This window comes from Allorhizobium pseudoryzae (genome assembly GCF_011046245.1).
Classification (GTDB): Bacteria; Pseudomonadota; Alphaproteobacteria; order Rhizobiales; family Rhizobiaceae; genus Neorhizobium; species Neorhizobium pseudoryzae.
In genome coordinates, this window is record NZ_CP049244.1 from 152,812 (window position 1) to 168,848 (window position 16,037).

Here is a 16,037-nt window from a genome sequence, read left to right on the forward strand (position 1 = left end):
GCGCTTCGCGAAGATTTCGTGCGCCAAGCTTATATATAGCGAATCCACTATAAATTCCACTCCTGCATCGATCCGAACTACCGGATTGCTGAACATGACGATGCATTTCCGCGACAAAAGCAGCAGAATTTGCACGATTAATAGGCCGAAATTTAGCTTGCATCTGTTTTGGGCCTTGATAATCTCGCACCCATACAGTGCATACACTAGAAAACGCGCAAAGCTCCCGCAGAGAAGGGGCGCGCAGACAGCAGATGAATTCATCTCGACCACGCAAGGGGAACGGCCATGCACTCGAAATACAATCCTCTCACTTTATCCATGCAGCGCCGTACCGCGCTGAAGACCTTGGGCGGGGCAGCGCTTGCGCTCACCAGCCCCGCCGTGTTGCGTCCGGGCTTTGCCCAGGATGGCACGATCAAGCTCGGCGCACCGATGCACCGCACCGGGATCGGCGCCTCCTATGGGCGTTGGTATGAACGCACCGCCACAGCTGCCGTGAAGGTCGTCAACGAGATGGGCGGCATCAATGGCCGCAAGGTCGAGATGATCGTGGAGGACGACGGAACCGATCCGAAGCGCGGCACGGAAGTCGTCGAAAAATTCGCCACCCAGTACAAGGTGGATGCGATCTTCGGTCACCTGTTCTCGAACGTCGTGGCCGCCGCCGCACCGCGCGCCGGCGAGTTGAAAGTTCCTTATTTCATCTGTTCCGAAGCAAGCCTGCTCGGCGCCGGCAAGCTCAACCGCTACACCTTCCAGCCGGGCATCACGGATGTGCGCGCCCAGGTGCAGGCCATGGCGCCGTGGATCGGCAGCACCATCGGCAAGAAGGTCACGATGATCTTCCCCGATTACAATTTCGGCCATGACCACCGCGATTTCTTCACCGCCGCCATCAAGGCGCAAGGCGGCGAAGTGGTAGCCAAAATCGCCGTGCCGCCGACGGAAACCTCGTTTACCCGCTATTTCCCGCAGATCCCGCCCTCGACCGAGGTCATTTACCACGTCATGGTCGGCCCCGCCGTCCTGACCTTCGTCAAGGAACTCGGCGATTACCTCGGCAGCAAGCGCCCGGAAATCTTCGGCTTTATTGACTCGCTGGAAGCGGTGAACTTCAACACGCCGCAGCTTGGCTTCCTGGAAGGAACCTATTTCTGGGAAGCCTATCCGCGCTACGCCCAGGCGAACCAGACGGAATTCGACAAGTTCTTCCGCGAGAAGGTCGGCGTGGATGCCAATGGCGCAAGCGTGGCCGACCCGAAGGACATCTCCACCTATTCGCACATGTTCTCCTGCTGGGAGACGCTCTTCGTCATCAAGCAGGCGATGGAGATGGCAAACTACAAGGGCCCTGAACAGAAGAAGGATCTGGTCGTCGCGATGGAATCGATGACCAGCTTTGCCGAAGGCAAGGAACATCCGCAGGGCGCCAAGCAGTTCAACGGCAAGACCCACCAGGTCTTCGGTTCGCAGAACATTTCCAAGGTCGAAGGCGGCAAGCTCAAGGTCGTGCACCGCACCAAGATCGAGGATGGCCTGTACGAAAGCGCCACCGACTATACCAAGATGGATCTCTGATCCTGCCGCAAGGCAATGCGATCACACTCCGCCGGCGAAAGCTGGCGGAGCACGGTGTCCTGTGGCCTGAACGTGCGGGCCGCTGATTGCAGGCAATGGAAAGGCAGGCCACATGGGATTGGGTCCCTATCTTCTTCTCGCCACGCTGGAAGGTCTGGTTCAGGCCGCCGTGCTCTGCATCACCGCAGCCGGCCTGTCGCTGGTCTTCGGCGTGATGCGCGTGGTCAATGTGGCGCATGGCGAGTTCGTGATGCTGGGGGCGGTCATCGCCTGGTATGCGGCAAGCCTGTTGACCGGTCATCCGGCGCTGGGTTTCGTGGTCGCGCTGATCATCAGCCCACTGATCGTCGGCGCCATCGCGGCGCTGAGCGAACGGCTGATCCTCAAGCGGCTGGACTATAATCCGGAAGCGACCATCGTCGCCACGATCGGCCTGCTCTACATCATCCAGCAGAGCGTGCTGATCCTGTACGGGCCGGATGCGCGGCCCGTCGATCCGCCGTTCTACTATACCATCCGCCTGCCGTGGTTCGGCTATTCCGCCTACAAGCTCTTCGTCATCGGCGCCGCCATCCTTATCATGGGGCTGATCTGGTTCGTGCTGCAGAAGACGCGCGCCGGCCTGATCATGCGCGCCACGCAGTTCGACCGCGAAACCGCCCAGGCCTTCGGCATTCCGGTGGACAAGGTTTCGGCCTATGTCTTTGCGCTCGGTGCGGGCCTTGCCGCCATCGCCGGCATTCTTGTCGTGCCGATCCAGCAGGCGCATTACCTGATGGGCACCGATCCGCTGCTGCTCTCCTTCATCGTCGTCATCATCGGCGGGCTCGGCAGCATGTCCGGCACGGTGGTCGCGGCGATCCTGATCGGCCTGTCGGACGGCATCCTGTCGATGATGTTCTCGCCGACGCTCGCCAAGATGGTTTCGACCCTGCTGGTGGCGCTGGTGCTGGTCTTCCGCCCGAACGGCCTGTTTGGAAAGGCCGCGCGATGACCGCTTCCGCCTTCCAAAAGAACCTCGCCTTGACGCTTCTGGTGCTGGCCGCGCTGCTTCTGCTGCAATTCGTGCTGCCGGAATACCATGTGCTGATGGCGACGCGGATGATGGTGCTTGCCGTCTTCGCCGTCGGCTTCAACGCGCTGCTCGGCTATATCGGCCTGCTCAGCCTCGGACATGCGATGTTCTTTGCCTGCGGCCTCTATGCCGCAGGGCTTTCGGTCTATCATTTCGGCTTCAGCCTCCCGGCGGCTTTCGGGGTGTCGCTGATTGCTTCGGCAGTTCTCTCGCTCGTCATCGGCGCCATCACGCTGCGCACCATCCGCGTCTCCTTCATGATCGTGACGCTGATGTTCGCGCAGGTGGGTTACCTCGCGGTGCTCTATTTCGCCGAATGGACGAACGGCCAGGAAGGGCTATCGCTGCCCGCCGCGGCCCGCCAAATGGCACTTGGCCCCTGGACGCTCAACATTGCCGATGCGGTAACGCGCTACAACATCGCGCTCGCGCTTCTCGCGGCAAGCCTCGGGATCCTGCTCCTTTATCTCAAAGGAACGCGTGGTCGTGTGGCGACCGCCATCCGCGACAATGAAGGCCGCACCGAAATGCTGGGCTTCAACGTCTTTGCCGCAAAGCTCGAAATGTTCGTGGTGTCCGGCACGCTCTCTGGGGCCGCAGGCGCCGCCTACGGCCTGCTTTTCGGCTATATCGGCGCCACCTTCGCCTCCTTCCAGTATTCGATCGAGGCACTTCTCTTCACGCTGCTCGGCGGTGCCGGCACGCTGCTTGGACCCCTCATCGGCGTGGTGCTGATGGTGGCGATGATCGACAAGCTGAGCGAACTCACCTCCGCCTATTTCCTCGTGATCGGTGTCGTGCTGATCGCCCTCATCCTCTGGTTTCCCAAGGGCATTCTCGGAACCATTCGCGAAAGGTGGGCGCCATGGCTTCTCTGACCCCTCTCCTCTCGACGCAGAATGTCAAGCGTCACTTCGGCGGATTGAAAGCCGTGGATGGCATTGATTTCACGCTGTACGAAGGCGAGATACGAGCCATCATCGGCCCGAATGGTGCCGGCAAGACGACCTTCGTCAGCCTGCTCTCCGGACGCACAGAGGTATCGGACGGCAAGATCACCTTTGCCGGCGAAGATGTGACGCGTCTGCCTGCCTATAAACGCGTGCAGCGCGGCATCGCCTACACGTTCCAGATCACCAATATCTACCCGACCAAGACGGTGGCGGACAATGTGCGGATCGCGGTGGAAAGCCGCGCATCGCGCATGCGCGACGCGCGTTTCGACAGGACGGCTGCGACCCGCGAAGCGCTTTCGGCCGTCGGTCTCGCCGACCGGGAAGAGACGCTCGCCGGTGAACTCGCCTACGGGCACCAGCGCCTGCTGGAGGTTGCCATGGGGCTTGCGCTCCAGCCGAAGCTTTTGATCCTGGACGAACCGACGCAAGGCCTCTCCGACCCCGAAATCGAGAATTTTCTGGCACTGGTCCGGCAGATCGCCAAAAGCGCGACGGTTTTGCTGATCGAGCACAACATGCATGTGGTGATGTCACTGGCCGATCGCATCAGCGTGCTCACCCGCGGCACGCTTCTGGCGGAAGGAACGCCGCAGGAGATCCGCGACAATCCTGACGTCCAGGCAGCCTATCTGGGGGCGTGATGCTGAAGATCGAAGACTTTCACTCCTATTACGGCCAGAGCCAGGCGCTCCGCGGCTTCTCGATCAGCGTGTCGCCGGGCGAGGTGCTGTGCCTGCTTGGCCGCAACGGCGCGGGCAAGACGACCGCGCTCAAATCGATCATGGGCATCGTGCCGCCGAAGCGCGGCCGGATCTCGCTCAACGGCGTGGACCTGACCGCGCTGCCGCCGAACCGCATTCCGATGCACGGTATCGGCTACGTGCCACAGGGCCGCCGGCTTTTTTCCGAACTGACCGTGCGCGAGAATCTGGAAATCGGACTGATGACGCGCCAGACCGGGCCGGAGGCGATGGAGCGGGCACTATCCTATTTCCCGGCGCTCCGCGAGCGCTTTCACCAAAGGTCCGGAACACTCTCTGGCGGCGAGCAGAGCATGCTGGCGATGGCCCGCGCTCTCTGTATCGAACCGACCATCCTGATGCTCGACGAACCGACGGAAGGCCTGATGCCGAGCATGATTGCCGCGATCCGCGATGTGGTGGTGAAACTGCGTGAAGAGGGCGTCGGCATTCTCCTGGTAGAACAAAGGATCGATGCGGTCCTGCCCGTCGCGGATCGTATCGCCTTCATGGACCACGGCGAGATCAAGGTGGAAATGGGGATCGAGGCCGTGCGGGCGGATACCTCGATCCTGAAGAAATATCTGGGCGTCGGCCACTGAAACGGAGATAGGATGCGCCAAGCCTCTTGGATCTTGCCGCTGGCGACCGGATTGATCGTGGGCGTGACGCCATGGCCAGCGCTGGCACATGGATCGGAAGGTGGCCTCGTACTGCTGCTTCCCACAGGCTATTACATTCTGGGCGCTGCCTTTACGGTTCTCGTCACCTTTCTGCTGATCTCCCTGCTGCCGGACAGCGTGACCCGCGCAATGTACCGCGGCGAGCACCCACTCCTCACTGTGCCGGCGCCCTCTGTCGCCCTCATCAGTTCTCTATCCTTCCTGCTTCTGCTGATCATGGTGCTGGCCGGGCTGTTCGGCGCACGCGATCCGCTGACGAACCCGCTGCCCGCCTTTGTCTGGACGGTGTTCTGGGTCTGCCTCACCATCCTGCATGGCCTGCTCGGGCCACTCTGGCAGGCGCTCAATCCGTGGACTGGACCGCTTGTACTTCTTCGTCGCCTGACAGGCACCAGGCTTGGCGAAGACTCTACGATCCGCCTCCCCCAGACGATCGGTTACGCGATCGCCATCCTACAGTTCTTTGGCTTTGCCTGGTTCGAACTCGTCGATCTCGCCCCCAGTGACCCGACCCGGCTTGCCATCGCCGTCTCGGTCTATTGGTTTGCGAACTTCACAGCGATGATGCTGTTTAGCGAACGGGACTGGTGCGCACGCGCCGAACCCTTCTCCATCTTCTTCTCGCTTGTCGGGCGGTGCGCACCGATCGGCTGGGAGACGAATGAAAAGGGCCGGCTTCAGATGAAGATCGGGTGGCCGGGACGTTTCCTGTTCGGCCTGCCGCCGCTTTCTGCAGGCGGCGTCCTCTTCGTGCTGCTGACATTGGGGACCGTCTCCTTCGATGGCCTGTCACGCACCTTTGTCTGGCTCGCCGCCATCGGCGTCAACCCGCTCGATTTTCCCGGGCGCAGCGCCATCTTCGCCCCCTCCACCGCCGGCCTCGTCGGCACCTGGGCGGCGCTATCCGCCCTCTTCTTCGCGAGCATCGGTCTGGGCGTTCTGCTCTCCGGAGAACGACGGCTCGGTCTCCTGGCCGGTCGTCTCGTCTACAGCATCATCCCGATCTCGATTTCATTCCAGATCGCCCATTACCTGACGCTGGTGCTTGTGGAGATCCAGAACTTCATGAAGGCGCTCGCTGATCCCTTTTCGCTTGGTTGGGACCTGACGGGTACCCGCGACCTGCATGTGACGACCTCCTTCCTCAACGTCTATGAGACCGTCATCTCAATCTTCAACACCCAGACCATTGCGATTGCGCTCGGCCATGTCGTCGCGGTCATCCTGGCCCATGCGCTGCTGCTGGATCTGACCGACGGCAAGCGACGCGTTTTTCTGATGGAATTGCCGTTGGCTGCTCTGATGGTCTTTTACACCGCCTTCGGCCTCTGGCTGCTCTCCACTCCGAGGATCTAACCATGTCGAACGAGACCGAGCTGCCTTATGTCGTGACCGAGCAGGTCGGCCATCTGCTGCGCCGGGCCTACCAGCGGCATCTCGCGATTTTCCAGCGGCATGCGGAGGAGCATAACCTCACCTCCGTGCAGTTCGTCACGCTCTGCGCGCTGCGGGACATTGGCCCATGCTCGCAGAAGGACCTGGTGGAAGCGACGGCTGTCGACCAGGCGACCATCCGTGGTATCATCGACCGCCTGCAGACACGCGAACTGATCACCGTGTCGCGGGACGAGACGGATGGGCGCAAGGTCGTGATGGCGCTGACGCAAGCTGGGACGGAACTGGTGGCTGCCATGGTGCCGAGAGGGCACATGATCACGGAAAAGACGCTGCTGCCGCTCAATCCGGCGGAACGCATCGCGCTGCTGTTCCTGTTGCGCAAGATTTCGATCGAGGCGGGCGATCTGGACGATCGGGCAGAGCCATGAGTCTCCGCCATCTCGTCGCAGGATGTCTGTTTGTCCTCGCCGGCAGCAGTGCGGCTGCGCATGACTATACGCCACCAGCCGATCAATCCGGTTATGCCATCCCCTCCATCGATCACGGCGCGATGCGGGTGATCGCCGATTTCCGGAGCGAGATCATCGACCTTGCCCGCCAGGTGACGGTCGCCGACCCGGAACTACAGGCCCTGCTGCTGCACAACCAGATGCAGGCGGCCAACTGCCTCTGGCTTCTTGTTCCAGGCAGCGTGACTGACGAGGAAAGCCCGCTGAACGAATGTGCACATGCCGATCTCGCGGGGCTGAAAGGTATTCTCGATCGCCTGCGGCTGATCCCGCAGACGCAGCCGGCTGCCGATGCACTCGTCTCGACGATCGATCACGCGATGGTGCTGGCCGGCACTTCGTTCATCAAGTGCGAATACAGCGCGGAGAGTTTCAACACCGCGTCGCAGGTGCGTCCGAACTGGGTGGATGTGGCCGGCTATGTGTCCAGCCGCCATGCGCTCAGCATGGGCTTTGTTTTTGCCCTGCTTGTCCTCGGATTTTTCCTGTGTCACGAGGCAATTCGTGCCATCCAGAAACGGCCAAAGCGCTCGGGCAATCTCGCCGATCATTAACGGACAAAGGCCCGCATCGCTTGACAATTGCGCTCATTATTGTTTGTATACAAACAATAATGAGCGAGAGGAACCGACCATGGATGCCGCCGCAACTCCTGCCTTCACAAAGCCCCCCGCTTACACGATTCCGGACAATGTTTTCGCGGAAACGGTGGTGAGCGTGCGGCACTATACGGACCGCCTGTTCTCTTTCCGCATCACCCGCCCGGCTAGCTTCCGCTTCCGCTCCGGCGAGTTTGTCATGATCGGCCTCCCCAACGCCGAAAAGCCGGTGTTTCGCGCCTATTCGATCGCCAGCCCCGCCTGGGATGAAGAGGTGGAATTCTTCTCGATCAAGGTGGAGAACGGGCCACTGACCCAGCACCTGCAGAAGATCAAGCCGGGCGATACGGTGCTGATGCGCAAGAAGCCGACCGGAACGCTGGTGCTCGATGCGCTGCTGCCCGGCAAGCGGCTCTATCTTCTGTCGACCGGCACGGGTGTCGCACCCTTCGCCAGCCTCATCCGCGATCCTGAAACCTATGAGAAGTTCGAGGAGGTCATCCTCGTCCAGACCTGCCGGGAGGTGGCGGAACTGACCTATATTACCGAGATGGTCGAGGCCCTGAAGGCGGACCCGCTGGTCGGCGAGATGGTGGAGGGCCGGCTTCGCCTCTATACCACGACGACCCGCGAGAGTTTTGAGCGCATGGGCCGGGTGACGGACCTGATGCGCAGCGGCACGCTCTTTGCCGATCTCGGCCTTCCGCCGATGAAGCCTGAAACGGATCGCGGCATGATCTGCGGATCGATGGCCATGCTGAACGAGACGAAGCAGGTGCTGGAGAGCTTCGGCCTGCACGAGGGCGCCAACAACGCGCCCGGCGAGTTCGTCGTCGAGCGCGCCTTCGTCGGCTGAGGCGCCATCCGTCCATCAGCGCGGCGCCTTCTCCTTCGCCCAGCGTACGGCCTGTTCGATACCGCCGAGCGGGAACAGGTGGACCTGCGCCATCAGGCTGTCCGGATGCGCGCTCTTGTGCGCCTGAAGGGCCTCTAAGAGGTCAGAGGGTTCGTAGGGCACCATCAGTTTGGTGAGGTCGAGGGCCCGTCTCTGCAAGATCTTCAGGGAAGGCCCGATGCCGCAGGTCACGGCGTATTTGAGAAGCGTCTGCAGCTTTGCCGGTCCGGCGATGCCGACATGGATGGGCAAGGTGACGCCGAGCGCGGCGATCCGCTCAGACCAGGCAATGATGCTCTGCGGATCGAAGGCAAACTGGGTAGTGATGGCAAGTGCGGCATCCGTCCGGTCCGCATAGGCCTGCTTCGTCAGAAGCGCGGCATCGGCAGCGCGGCTCGATCCGTCACGATCGATGTCGCGGTTGCCTTCCGGGTGCCCGGCGATGTGGAGATGCGTAAAGCCCATCCGGTCGAACAGGCCGGTTTCGATCAGGTCCAGCGAGCTTGACAGGCTTCCCCGCGGCGATACCCTGCCACCCGCAAGCAGAAGCGCCTGCCGCACATCCGCTTCCCCACGATAACGCGCCAGCAGATCCGCAAGCTGGGCCACATCGTCCAGCGATCGGGCCGGAATATGCGGCACGACCGGAAAGCCGTCGCGCGCCAGCCGTGCGGCGGTCGCCACCATGTCATTGAGCGGCGTGCCATCGACGTGCGCGATGTAGACACGCGTGCCTGCCGGAAGCAGAGCCGTGAAATCCGCAATCTTGGCCGCGGTGCGCGGCAGCACCTCGATCGACCATGTCTGCAGCAAGGACACCGCAAAGGCTGGGTTCTGGTGCGTTGCGTCTATAGCGCCCGGCTGTGTTGCGTGCATGATCTGTCCTGAGCCGTCCGCTCTGCGTGAAGGCGACGGCGTGACGTGCGCGCTGCCGTGCTCCATTTAAGCGGTCCGGCCGGAAAAGGCAGGCCCCAGACACGCAATTTCCGTGCCCAGAGGCGACACGAATGGGTGGCGGGGCTCGGCACTAGGCCTTCCACGGCATCTGCTTGAACCAGCGCACCCCATAGGCGATGCCGATCAGCACCGCGAAGCCCGAGAGGTTGCCAAGCGCTTCGACCAGCAGGCCGCGGCCGGCACGATCAAGCCCGATCCCGATCACCTGGGCCAGCACCATACTGGTAATGAACACCGCAAGCGATTGCTGTCCGACGACCCGCATGACGCGCACCACCGGTCCCTTCAGCCGTGCCCCGCCCTCGCCTACAAGATGGACGACGATATAGCTGAGCGCCAGAAAATGGATGAAACGGAGAAGACCGAACGTCGTCTTGTCGGTGAGGAAAGCGATGTCCTGCGCTGCCTGATGGAAGAACGGGTGCATTTCGTGGAATCGCACCCAGGCGAACGGGACGGAGGCGAGCACGATCAGGACGGCCAGCGTCATCAACGGGCGGTTGACGCCGGGGGCTGGAAACGTGCCGCGCATCAGAAAGAAACCGGTGAAGAACAGCAATTGCCAGCCAAAGGGATCGAAGAACCAGGTTCGATCCGACCAGGGTTCTGCGGGCAGGTTCAGGAGCCCGAACTGTGCCGGAAGCCATAGTGCCAGCATCAACACGATCGGCAGGGCGCGGTGCAGACGCTCGGCGATCAGCATGACCGGCAGGAGCGCCAGCACCACCACATACATCGGCAGGATGTCAAAATAGTTCGGCACGTATTGCAGGGTCAGCAGCGCACCCAGCAGACGACCGGGATCCTCGATGAAGGGAATGAGGTTGAGGCTGTCGAGATAGGTCACGCCATCCGGCCGCGTGCCGGCGACCGTCATCAGGGCGACGACCGTGATGAAGAGCGCGATATGCGCCCAGTAGATCTGCCAGATCCGCTGGGCCACCCGTGCCGACAGCGCCAGCGTACCGTTGCGGTCAAAAGTGCCGCCAAAGGCGATCGCGGACGCCATGCCCGACTGGAAGACGAACATCTCGGTCGCGTCGGAAAAGCCGAAACGCGCCGGTATCCACAAGGCCCAGCGATCGTAAGGAATATGGGCGAGCAGGATGATGAACATGCCGACGCCGCGAAAGAAATCGAGGCGAGGATCCCTCTCCCGCTTTGCCGGCGCTGCCTTCGTCATTCTGCCGACAGCGCTAGAAGGCGCCGTTATAGGCCGAGGCGTCGAAGCGGCAGCAGATGAGGCTGAAGGTCTGGCGCTCTCGCGCGGCCGCAAGTTCGTGACGGAGGTCATCGGTGGTCTCCACATTGACGCCAAAGCCGCCGAAACCACGGGCGACAGCGGCGAAATCGGTTTGTCCCAGAGAAACGCCGAGAGGCGGCAATCCGGCGGAGGCCTGTTTCAGCGCGATCAGCGCCAGGCTTTCATCCTGGAAAAGGACGATGGTAACCGGCAGGCCGAGATCGCGCAGCGTTGCCAGCTCTCCGATGCCCATTTCCAGTCCGCCATCGCCCATCACGGCGAACACCGGCGTCTCGGGCCGGGCAAGCTTCGCCCCGATCGCCAGCGGCAAAGCCGCCGCCATGGTGCAGAACCCAGCCGATTGCAGAAGTGTGAGCGGTTTCCGGCAAATCCATTGCTGCGAGAGCAAAATGCGGTGCGCGCCGCTGTCGACGGTAACGACAGCGTCCGGCTCCACCGCATCTTGGAGAACGTCCACGATGGCCCGTGGCCCCCATCGGTCGCCGCCGGAAAACATCTGCCTCAGTTGTTGTCGCACCGCGTGGAATTCCTGCTCAGGCCAGGAGTTCTTACGCGGCAGATGGGAGGTCAGCGTCCTCAAGATTGCGGACGGTGCAACGGGAATACGAAGACCGGCATGATGCATGGCGTGGTCGGCAGGGAGCGCGGTGACGTCGATCCAGGTCGATGGATCATCCACGATATCCATCCAGCCGATCCGCATTTCGATGGGGTCATAACCAAAGGCAAGAACCAGATCCGCCTGGCGGATCAGCGGCAGGAGCAGGCGATCCGCTTTCGGCGACAGACCGGCGCCTCCCAAGGCCAGAGGATGGTCCTCCGGCACCAGACCCTTGCCCTTGTAGGTGGTGATCACCGGTGCGCCTATCGTCTCCGCCAGCAACAACAGGTCTGTCGGACAGCCGCTGCGTGCGGCTTCAAAGCCGGCGATGACGAGAGGTCGCTCGGCCTGTTCAATCCGTTCGATCAGATGTGCGATCAGCGGGTCACGCTCGCTCACCTCCGGCAGCAGAACCGTTGCCGGAACCATGCTTTTGGCGTCGAGCGCAGGGGCGGCGGCGACCGATGGCGAAAGGTCGAGATGCACCGGTCCCTTGGGCTCCGTCAGGGCCAGTCGGATGGCGCGCGTCACCGTTGCGGCGGCGCTTTCCGGCTCGATCTTGAAGGAGGCCTTGACCAGCGGCCGCAGCAGGGCGGCATGATCGATCACCTGGTGCGTGTAGCGTGCGCGTGTCTCCCGATCGACGATGCCGGACAACACGATCAGCGGCATACGCTCCTGAGCGGCATCGGCAATGCCGTTGACGGCATTGGCAAGTCCGGGACCGACCGTCGTGACCAGCACCTGTGGCTGATCCAGGAGAACGGAGGCACCGGCGGCCATGATGGCCGCCGCCGTTTCATGGCGGGACAGGCAAAAACCGATCCCGGCCCGCTGCAACCCGTCGATCAAAGTCACCACCTCGCCACCCGGCATGCCGAATGCATGCCGCACGCCGTGGGCGAACAGCGTTTCCGCAACCCGATCCGCCACGCGGACCGGGGGAACCGGCATCTTGCCCATCATGGCGCCACTCCTGCGTTCGTTGCGGGCATCACCGTTCGAGCGCCCGCACCACATAGGCCACCACGATGCCGAACAGCATGTGGCCGATCAGCGAGGCCCAGGTCAGCGTTATGAAGCCGAGGAAGGGCGGCAGGCCGGCAATCAGATGCGCCATGATGTAAAGCGCGAAGATCCAGAGCCCGACCCCGAAACCGGCGCCCGTCAGCACCAGCGGCAATTGCGGCACGATCAACCTTTGCAGCGGCCGGGCGATGAAAAGATAGCCGATCGGATAGAAGACAATGCCGACAACGGCATGCAGCAGTTCCGCCAGCAACACGTTCTGGAATCCGAAAACGGACTGGATGAGGCCGGCGGGCTCCAGCGGGCCGCCGACCCAGAACGGCGTGATGACGCGCGCCCAGATCTCCCAGGTCACATCCGCGGCAAGCCCCGCCAGCACGATCACCCGGATGAGACCGGCATCGATCTGCGGAAAAAGGTTTGGTCTCTGTGTGTCGATCATCGTCATGGTCATTCCCCCTTGTGGTCAAGCCAGCAGGCCCATGCCTGCCGAATGCTGGATTCTGCGAAACAGGCGATCGTCCGCCTTCAGATGGCCGCGCACATGGCGGACCCGCGAGACGCCCGCGGTATCGCCGCTGCGTCCGAGCGCGCTGGCGAGCGCCAGCACGAAAAAATCCCGCTGGGCATTGCTGCCACCGATCTTCGGCAGGTTCAGCATCATCCGATCAAGCATCTGCCGATCAGCGGGCGCGTCGAATCCCGCCAGCATGCGGGCCAGCGGAACCCCCACTTCGGCCGCGACCTTTGCCTGATCGCCCGTGCCCATCGCCTTCGTCTCTATGTGCGAGACAAGTGTGTGGACGGCACCCCAGTCACCCACGGCGACAAGAGCCGCCAGATTGTGGAGGGCAGCGAAAATCAATGTCGTATCGTTCTGCCGGGTGCGGGCGAGCGCCGCCAACTCCTCCCAGCGAGTGCCGACATGCACGCCCATCCTGTTCAGCCGCCACAACAGGGAAACGGCGTTTGCCATGTCGCGGAAATCATCGGTCGGCTGCGGGCGCACCTCATCGTCATAGAGCGCCAGCACACGATCATGATCGCCGCGCTCCAGGTGCAGCAGCGCCAGGTGCCAAGCCATGTGGAAGGAGAAGTTGTTGCAGCGGGACCAGGCCGACCGGCTACCCTCCAGCCAATCGATGCCCTCGCCCGCTTCGCCGCGCATTTCGAAGACATGCGAGACCGCATGCAGCCCCCAGGAATCCTGCGGCTGCAACCGCACGGCCGCACGACCCATGCGCATCGCCCGATCATAGTCTCCGGCTTCCTCGAGGCAGAAGGCGTAACATCCGTAGATGAAACCGGCGGCAGGCACATCCTGCGAGACGACCGCCGCGGCCCGTTTCGACTGTGCCAGCATGCCGGCCCGGTCACCGGCCATAAAACGCAGGGCGTGTGAAATCTTGAACGGCAGGAAGACCTGCGGCCGCTCGGCAAAACCGGCATCGAGGCGATCGGCAGCCCTCAGGAACGATCCATCGACGGCATCGGCCAGCGCATCGACCAGGACCCTCTCGTCCAGGCTGCCGCCAGCCTTTGCGCCAAGGGCGCGACGCGCCTGCGAAAGAGCATCCTGAGCCGGCACAGTCAATTCGGAGCGCGCCAGGATGAGGTTTGCGAACCCCTTGAGCGCATGCCCCGCCACATGATCGGGATCCGCCCGCAAGGTGGCCTGCAGCGCCACGCCCGTGCTGGGTCGATGGGTGGCCAGCCCATGAACGGCCTCTTCAAAAGCCCGGCCGGCTTCGGCGCTGTCGCTGCTGGTCAAAAGGTCGAATGCGTCGCGGATCATCTGAGGCTCCATGGTGGTCATCGGGCAGACCGGGCATCGGCGTGGATGCCGATACCTGCGATACGGAGCGGTGCGGAGTTTCGTTACAGAGATGAAACCGGAATTCCGCGTGGATGGCGGCAGTCGCCGTATCAGGCGGCAATCGATGGCTGAAAAATTGAACCGAAGCCTGCCTCGTGCGTAAAAGGACGTGTGACGCGTGTCATGGGCCGCCTATTTGCCGGCGCAGCATCAATCTCTGGAGATCAGCCATGGGCCGTGACATCCGCATTGGCAGACGCCGTTTTGTGATCCTGGCGGGTTCGGGACTTGTCTCCCTTGCCATCCCCCGTCCCTCCGATGCAGCTGAGCAGTCCTGGCAGGCCATGCGCTCCGGCAAGGCCATTGTCCTGATGCGGCATGCCCAGGCGCCGGGCACGGGCGATCCGGAAGGTTTCAGGCTTGGCGACTGCCGCACGCAGCGGAACCTCTCGGAGGCTGGCCGCTCGGATGCCCGTGCAGTTGGTGCCCTGTTTCGCCAGAGCGGCATCTCCGCCGCCCGCGTGTATTCCAGCCAATGGTGCCGTTGCCTGGATACTGCGCGACTGCTGGGACTGGGACCGGTGACCGAGCAGCCGCTGCTCAATTCGTTCTTCGACAGTCGAGGGGATGGAGATCGCCAGACGCGGGGTCTCCAAAACTGGATTTCGGAGCAGACCGGTTCAGCCCCAATAGTCCTGGTCACGCATCAGGTGAACATCACGTCATTGACCGGCATCTTCCCCGCGAGCGGTGAGCTCATTGTGATCACCAAGCCAAACGGCGGGCCGATCACGGTTCTGGACCGGATATCTCTCACCAGCGCCGGTTAATGCGTGTTCGGACGGAGACGTGCGACGGATCATAGGCCAAACACGGCGAGCACCGCATCAATCACTGTCGCTCCCCCAATCGGTGCGATCGTCAGCACGAGGATATTGAAGCAGATGATCCAGATCATGACCTTTTCGCCGCGCGGCGTCAGCTTCGGACGCGAGGGCTTTGGCGGCAATGGCTCCGGGCGAGGCCCGTAACTCTTGAGATCGAGAAACATCGGCGTCTCCGCTGACCATGATCGCAGATAACCACTGAAACACAGGCCTTATTGCTGCACCAGCGCCAATCGCGGACGCGCGCCAAAACGACGCGCTTTCCCGGATGAACCGCAGCGGGGTGATCCACGACAAAACCGGCTTCGCGAAGACCTAGATCAGGATCCGCTGCGCAATCAAAGCCAACTCGTCAATCAACCGGTCGTCGTCTTCGGCAACCTGGATGATCCGTTTCAGAAAATCACGCGACGATATGATCGAACTGATCAAGGAGGTTGCCGCAACTATTTCTAAACTCGCATCTGATTTTCTTTCTTCGGAACCTTCACGAATTTCCAGGATGTATCTCAGCAAGACATCGTGAACGGGTCGCGCGATTTTATCCTCGATGATCTTCCTTCGCTCGGTGTCGGAACTCGTCATGATTTCGCTGATGAAGAGCTGAGAGAACAAAGGCCTGCGATTGATGATACTGACGAGGTCAATGCAAAGACGGTGAATTTTCACCTGTGGTGGGAAATCCATTGAGGCTTCACGACAACTCTTCAACTGACGCATCGCGTCATCGGCGACGGCATCAACCACGGCAGTCCACAGGCCGAGCTTCGATCCGTAGTGATAGGAGATCAGGGCGACGTCGACGCCGGCGCGATCTGCAATCGCCCTTAAGGAACACTTGTCGAAGCCGAACTCGGCAAAACAGGCGACGGCGGCCTCAAATATCTGATCCGTCTGGAGTTCTTTTCCCTTTTTGGGACGTCCGCGCCTGCGGCCCGCCGTGCTTTCAGCTGTCATTGCACCCCTCCAGTTTTGACCCTTGACAAGGCCAGTATCTGCCAATCATAGATATTCAACGGTTGATGAATAAAATCAAGGCGCCTGTTT

The 16,037-nt window shown here is 61.9% G+C and carries 17 protein-coding genes; 10 read left to right on the top strand and 7 right to left on the bottom strand.

Going from position 1 to position 16,037, the window contains the following annotated elements; all coding sequences use genetic code 11:
• The first annotated feature begins 288 nt into the window (after positions 1–288).
• From G6N78_RS19720 to G6N78_RS19760, 9 genes are all read left to right on the top strand, one after another.
• Positions 289–1,581 (top strand): ABC transporter substrate-binding protein, encoded by a 1,293-nt coding sequence (locus G6N78_RS19720; protein WP_165222873.1) that lies wholly within the window; start codon positions 289–291, stop codon positions 1,579–1,581.
• 112 nt (positions 1,582–1,693) lie between these two features.
• Positions 1,694–2,575 carry a branched-chain amino acid ABC transporter permease gene (locus tag G6N78_RS19725; protein WP_165222875.1) on the top strand — a complete coding sequence of 294 codons (882 nt, stop codon included), beginning with the start codon at positions 1,694–1,696 and terminating at the stop codon, positions 2,573–2,575.
• A complete protein-coding gene (locus G6N78_RS19730) occupies positions 2,572–3,534 on the top strand; it encodes a branched-chain amino acid ABC transporter permease (protein WP_165222877.1) in 963 nt (320 codons plus the stop codon). Before G6N78_RS19725 ends, G6N78_RS19730 begins: the two co-directional genes overlap by 4 nt.
• Positions 3,522–4,253: an ABC transporter ATP-binding protein gene (locus G6N78_RS19735; protein ID WP_234906052.1), complete on the top strand. Its 732-nt coding sequence runs from the start codon at positions 3,522–3,524 to the stop codon at positions 4,251–4,253. Before G6N78_RS19730 ends, G6N78_RS19735 begins: the two co-directional genes overlap by 13 nt.
• Entirely contained in the window at positions 4,253–4,954 is a 702-nt protein-coding gene (locus G6N78_RS19740) for an ABC transporter ATP-binding protein (RefSeq protein ID WP_165222878.1), read from the top strand. Before G6N78_RS19735 ends, G6N78_RS19740 begins: the two co-directional genes overlap by 1 nt.
• 12 nt (positions 4,955–4,966) lie before the next feature.
• A complete protein-coding gene (locus tag G6N78_RS19745) occupies positions 4,967–6,391 on the top strand; it encodes a hypothetical protein (RefSeq protein ID WP_165222880.1) in 1,425 nt (474 codons plus the stop codon).
• A gap of 2 nt (positions 6,392–6,393) precedes the next feature.
• A complete protein-coding gene (locus tag G6N78_RS19750) occupies positions 6,394–6,861 on the top strand; it encodes a MarR family winged helix-turn-helix transcriptional regulator (RefSeq protein WP_165222881.1) in 468 nt (155 codons plus the stop codon).
• Positions 6,858–7,496 (top strand): hypothetical protein, encoded by a 639-nt coding sequence (locus G6N78_RS19755; protein WP_165222883.1) that lies wholly within the window; start codon positions 6,858–6,860, stop codon positions 7,494–7,496. The genes G6N78_RS19750 and G6N78_RS19755 overlap by 4 nt, the downstream gene beginning before the upstream one ends.
• A gap of 79 nt (positions 7,497–7,575) precedes the next feature.
• Positions 7,576–8,397, top strand: a complete 822-nt coding sequence (locus G6N78_RS19760) for a ferredoxin--NADP reductase (protein WP_165222885.1) — start codon at positions 7,576–7,578, stop codon at positions 8,395–8,397.
• A gap of 15 nt (positions 8,398–8,412) precedes the next feature.
• On the opposite strand, the gene G6N78_RS19765 is transcribed toward G6N78_RS19760, so the two are convergent.
• The 5 genes from G6N78_RS19765 to G6N78_RS19785 form a co-directional block, all read right to left on the bottom strand.
• Positions 8,413–9,312 (bottom strand): methylenetetrahydrofolate reductase, encoded by a 900-nt coding sequence (locus G6N78_RS19765; RefSeq protein WP_165222886.1) that lies wholly within the window; start codon positions 9,310–9,312, stop codon positions 8,413–8,415.
• Positions 9,313–9,463: 151 nt separating this feature from the next.
• Positions 9,464–10,576: an OpgC family protein gene (locus tag G6N78_RS19770; protein WP_234906053.1), complete on the bottom strand. Its 1,113-nt coding sequence runs from the start codon at positions 10,574–10,576 to the stop codon at positions 9,464–9,466.
• A gap of 13 nt (positions 10,577–10,589) precedes the next feature.
• The gene (locus G6N78_RS19775) at positions 10,590–12,224 is read right to left on the bottom strand and encodes a thiamine pyrophosphate-binding protein (RefSeq protein WP_165222889.1); all 1,635 of its coding nucleotides are present in this window, start codon (positions 12,222–12,224) and stop codon (positions 10,590–10,592) included.
• Positions 12,225–12,252: 28 nt separating this feature from the next.
• Positions 12,253–12,729 (bottom strand): hypothetical protein, encoded by a 477-nt coding sequence (locus tag G6N78_RS19780; protein WP_370691555.1) that lies wholly within the window; start codon positions 12,727–12,729, stop codon positions 12,253–12,255.
• Between the two features lie 24 nt (positions 12,730–12,753).
• Entirely contained in the window at positions 12,754–14,082 is a 1,329-nt protein-coding gene (locus G6N78_RS19785; protein ID WP_165222894.1) for a tetratricopeptide repeat protein, read from the bottom strand.
• 251 nt (positions 14,083–14,333) lie between these two features.
• Here G6N78_RS19785 and G6N78_RS19790 point away from each other — a divergent pair, with 251 nt between their 5' ends.
• Positions 14,334–14,933: a histidine phosphatase family protein gene (locus tag G6N78_RS19790; RefSeq protein WP_165222897.1), complete on the top strand. Its 600-nt coding sequence runs from the start codon at positions 14,334–14,336 to the stop codon at positions 14,931–14,933.
• 29 nt (positions 14,934–14,962) lie between these two features.
• Here the strand turns inward: G6N78_RS19790 and G6N78_RS19795 are convergent, their stop codons facing one another.
• Together G6N78_RS19795 and G6N78_RS19800 are read right to left on the bottom strand one after the other, a co-directional pair.
• Complete coding sequence (locus G6N78_RS19795) at positions 14,963–15,154, bottom strand: hypothetical protein (protein WP_165222899.1); 192 nt, start codon at positions 15,152–15,154, stop codon at positions 14,963–14,965.
• Positions 15,155–15,305: 151 nt separating this feature from the next.
• Entirely contained in the window at positions 15,306–15,947 is a 642-nt protein-coding gene (locus tag G6N78_RS19800; RefSeq protein WP_165222902.1) for a TetR/AcrR family transcriptional regulator, read from the bottom strand.
• Positions 15,948–16,037 lie beyond the last annotated feature (90 nt).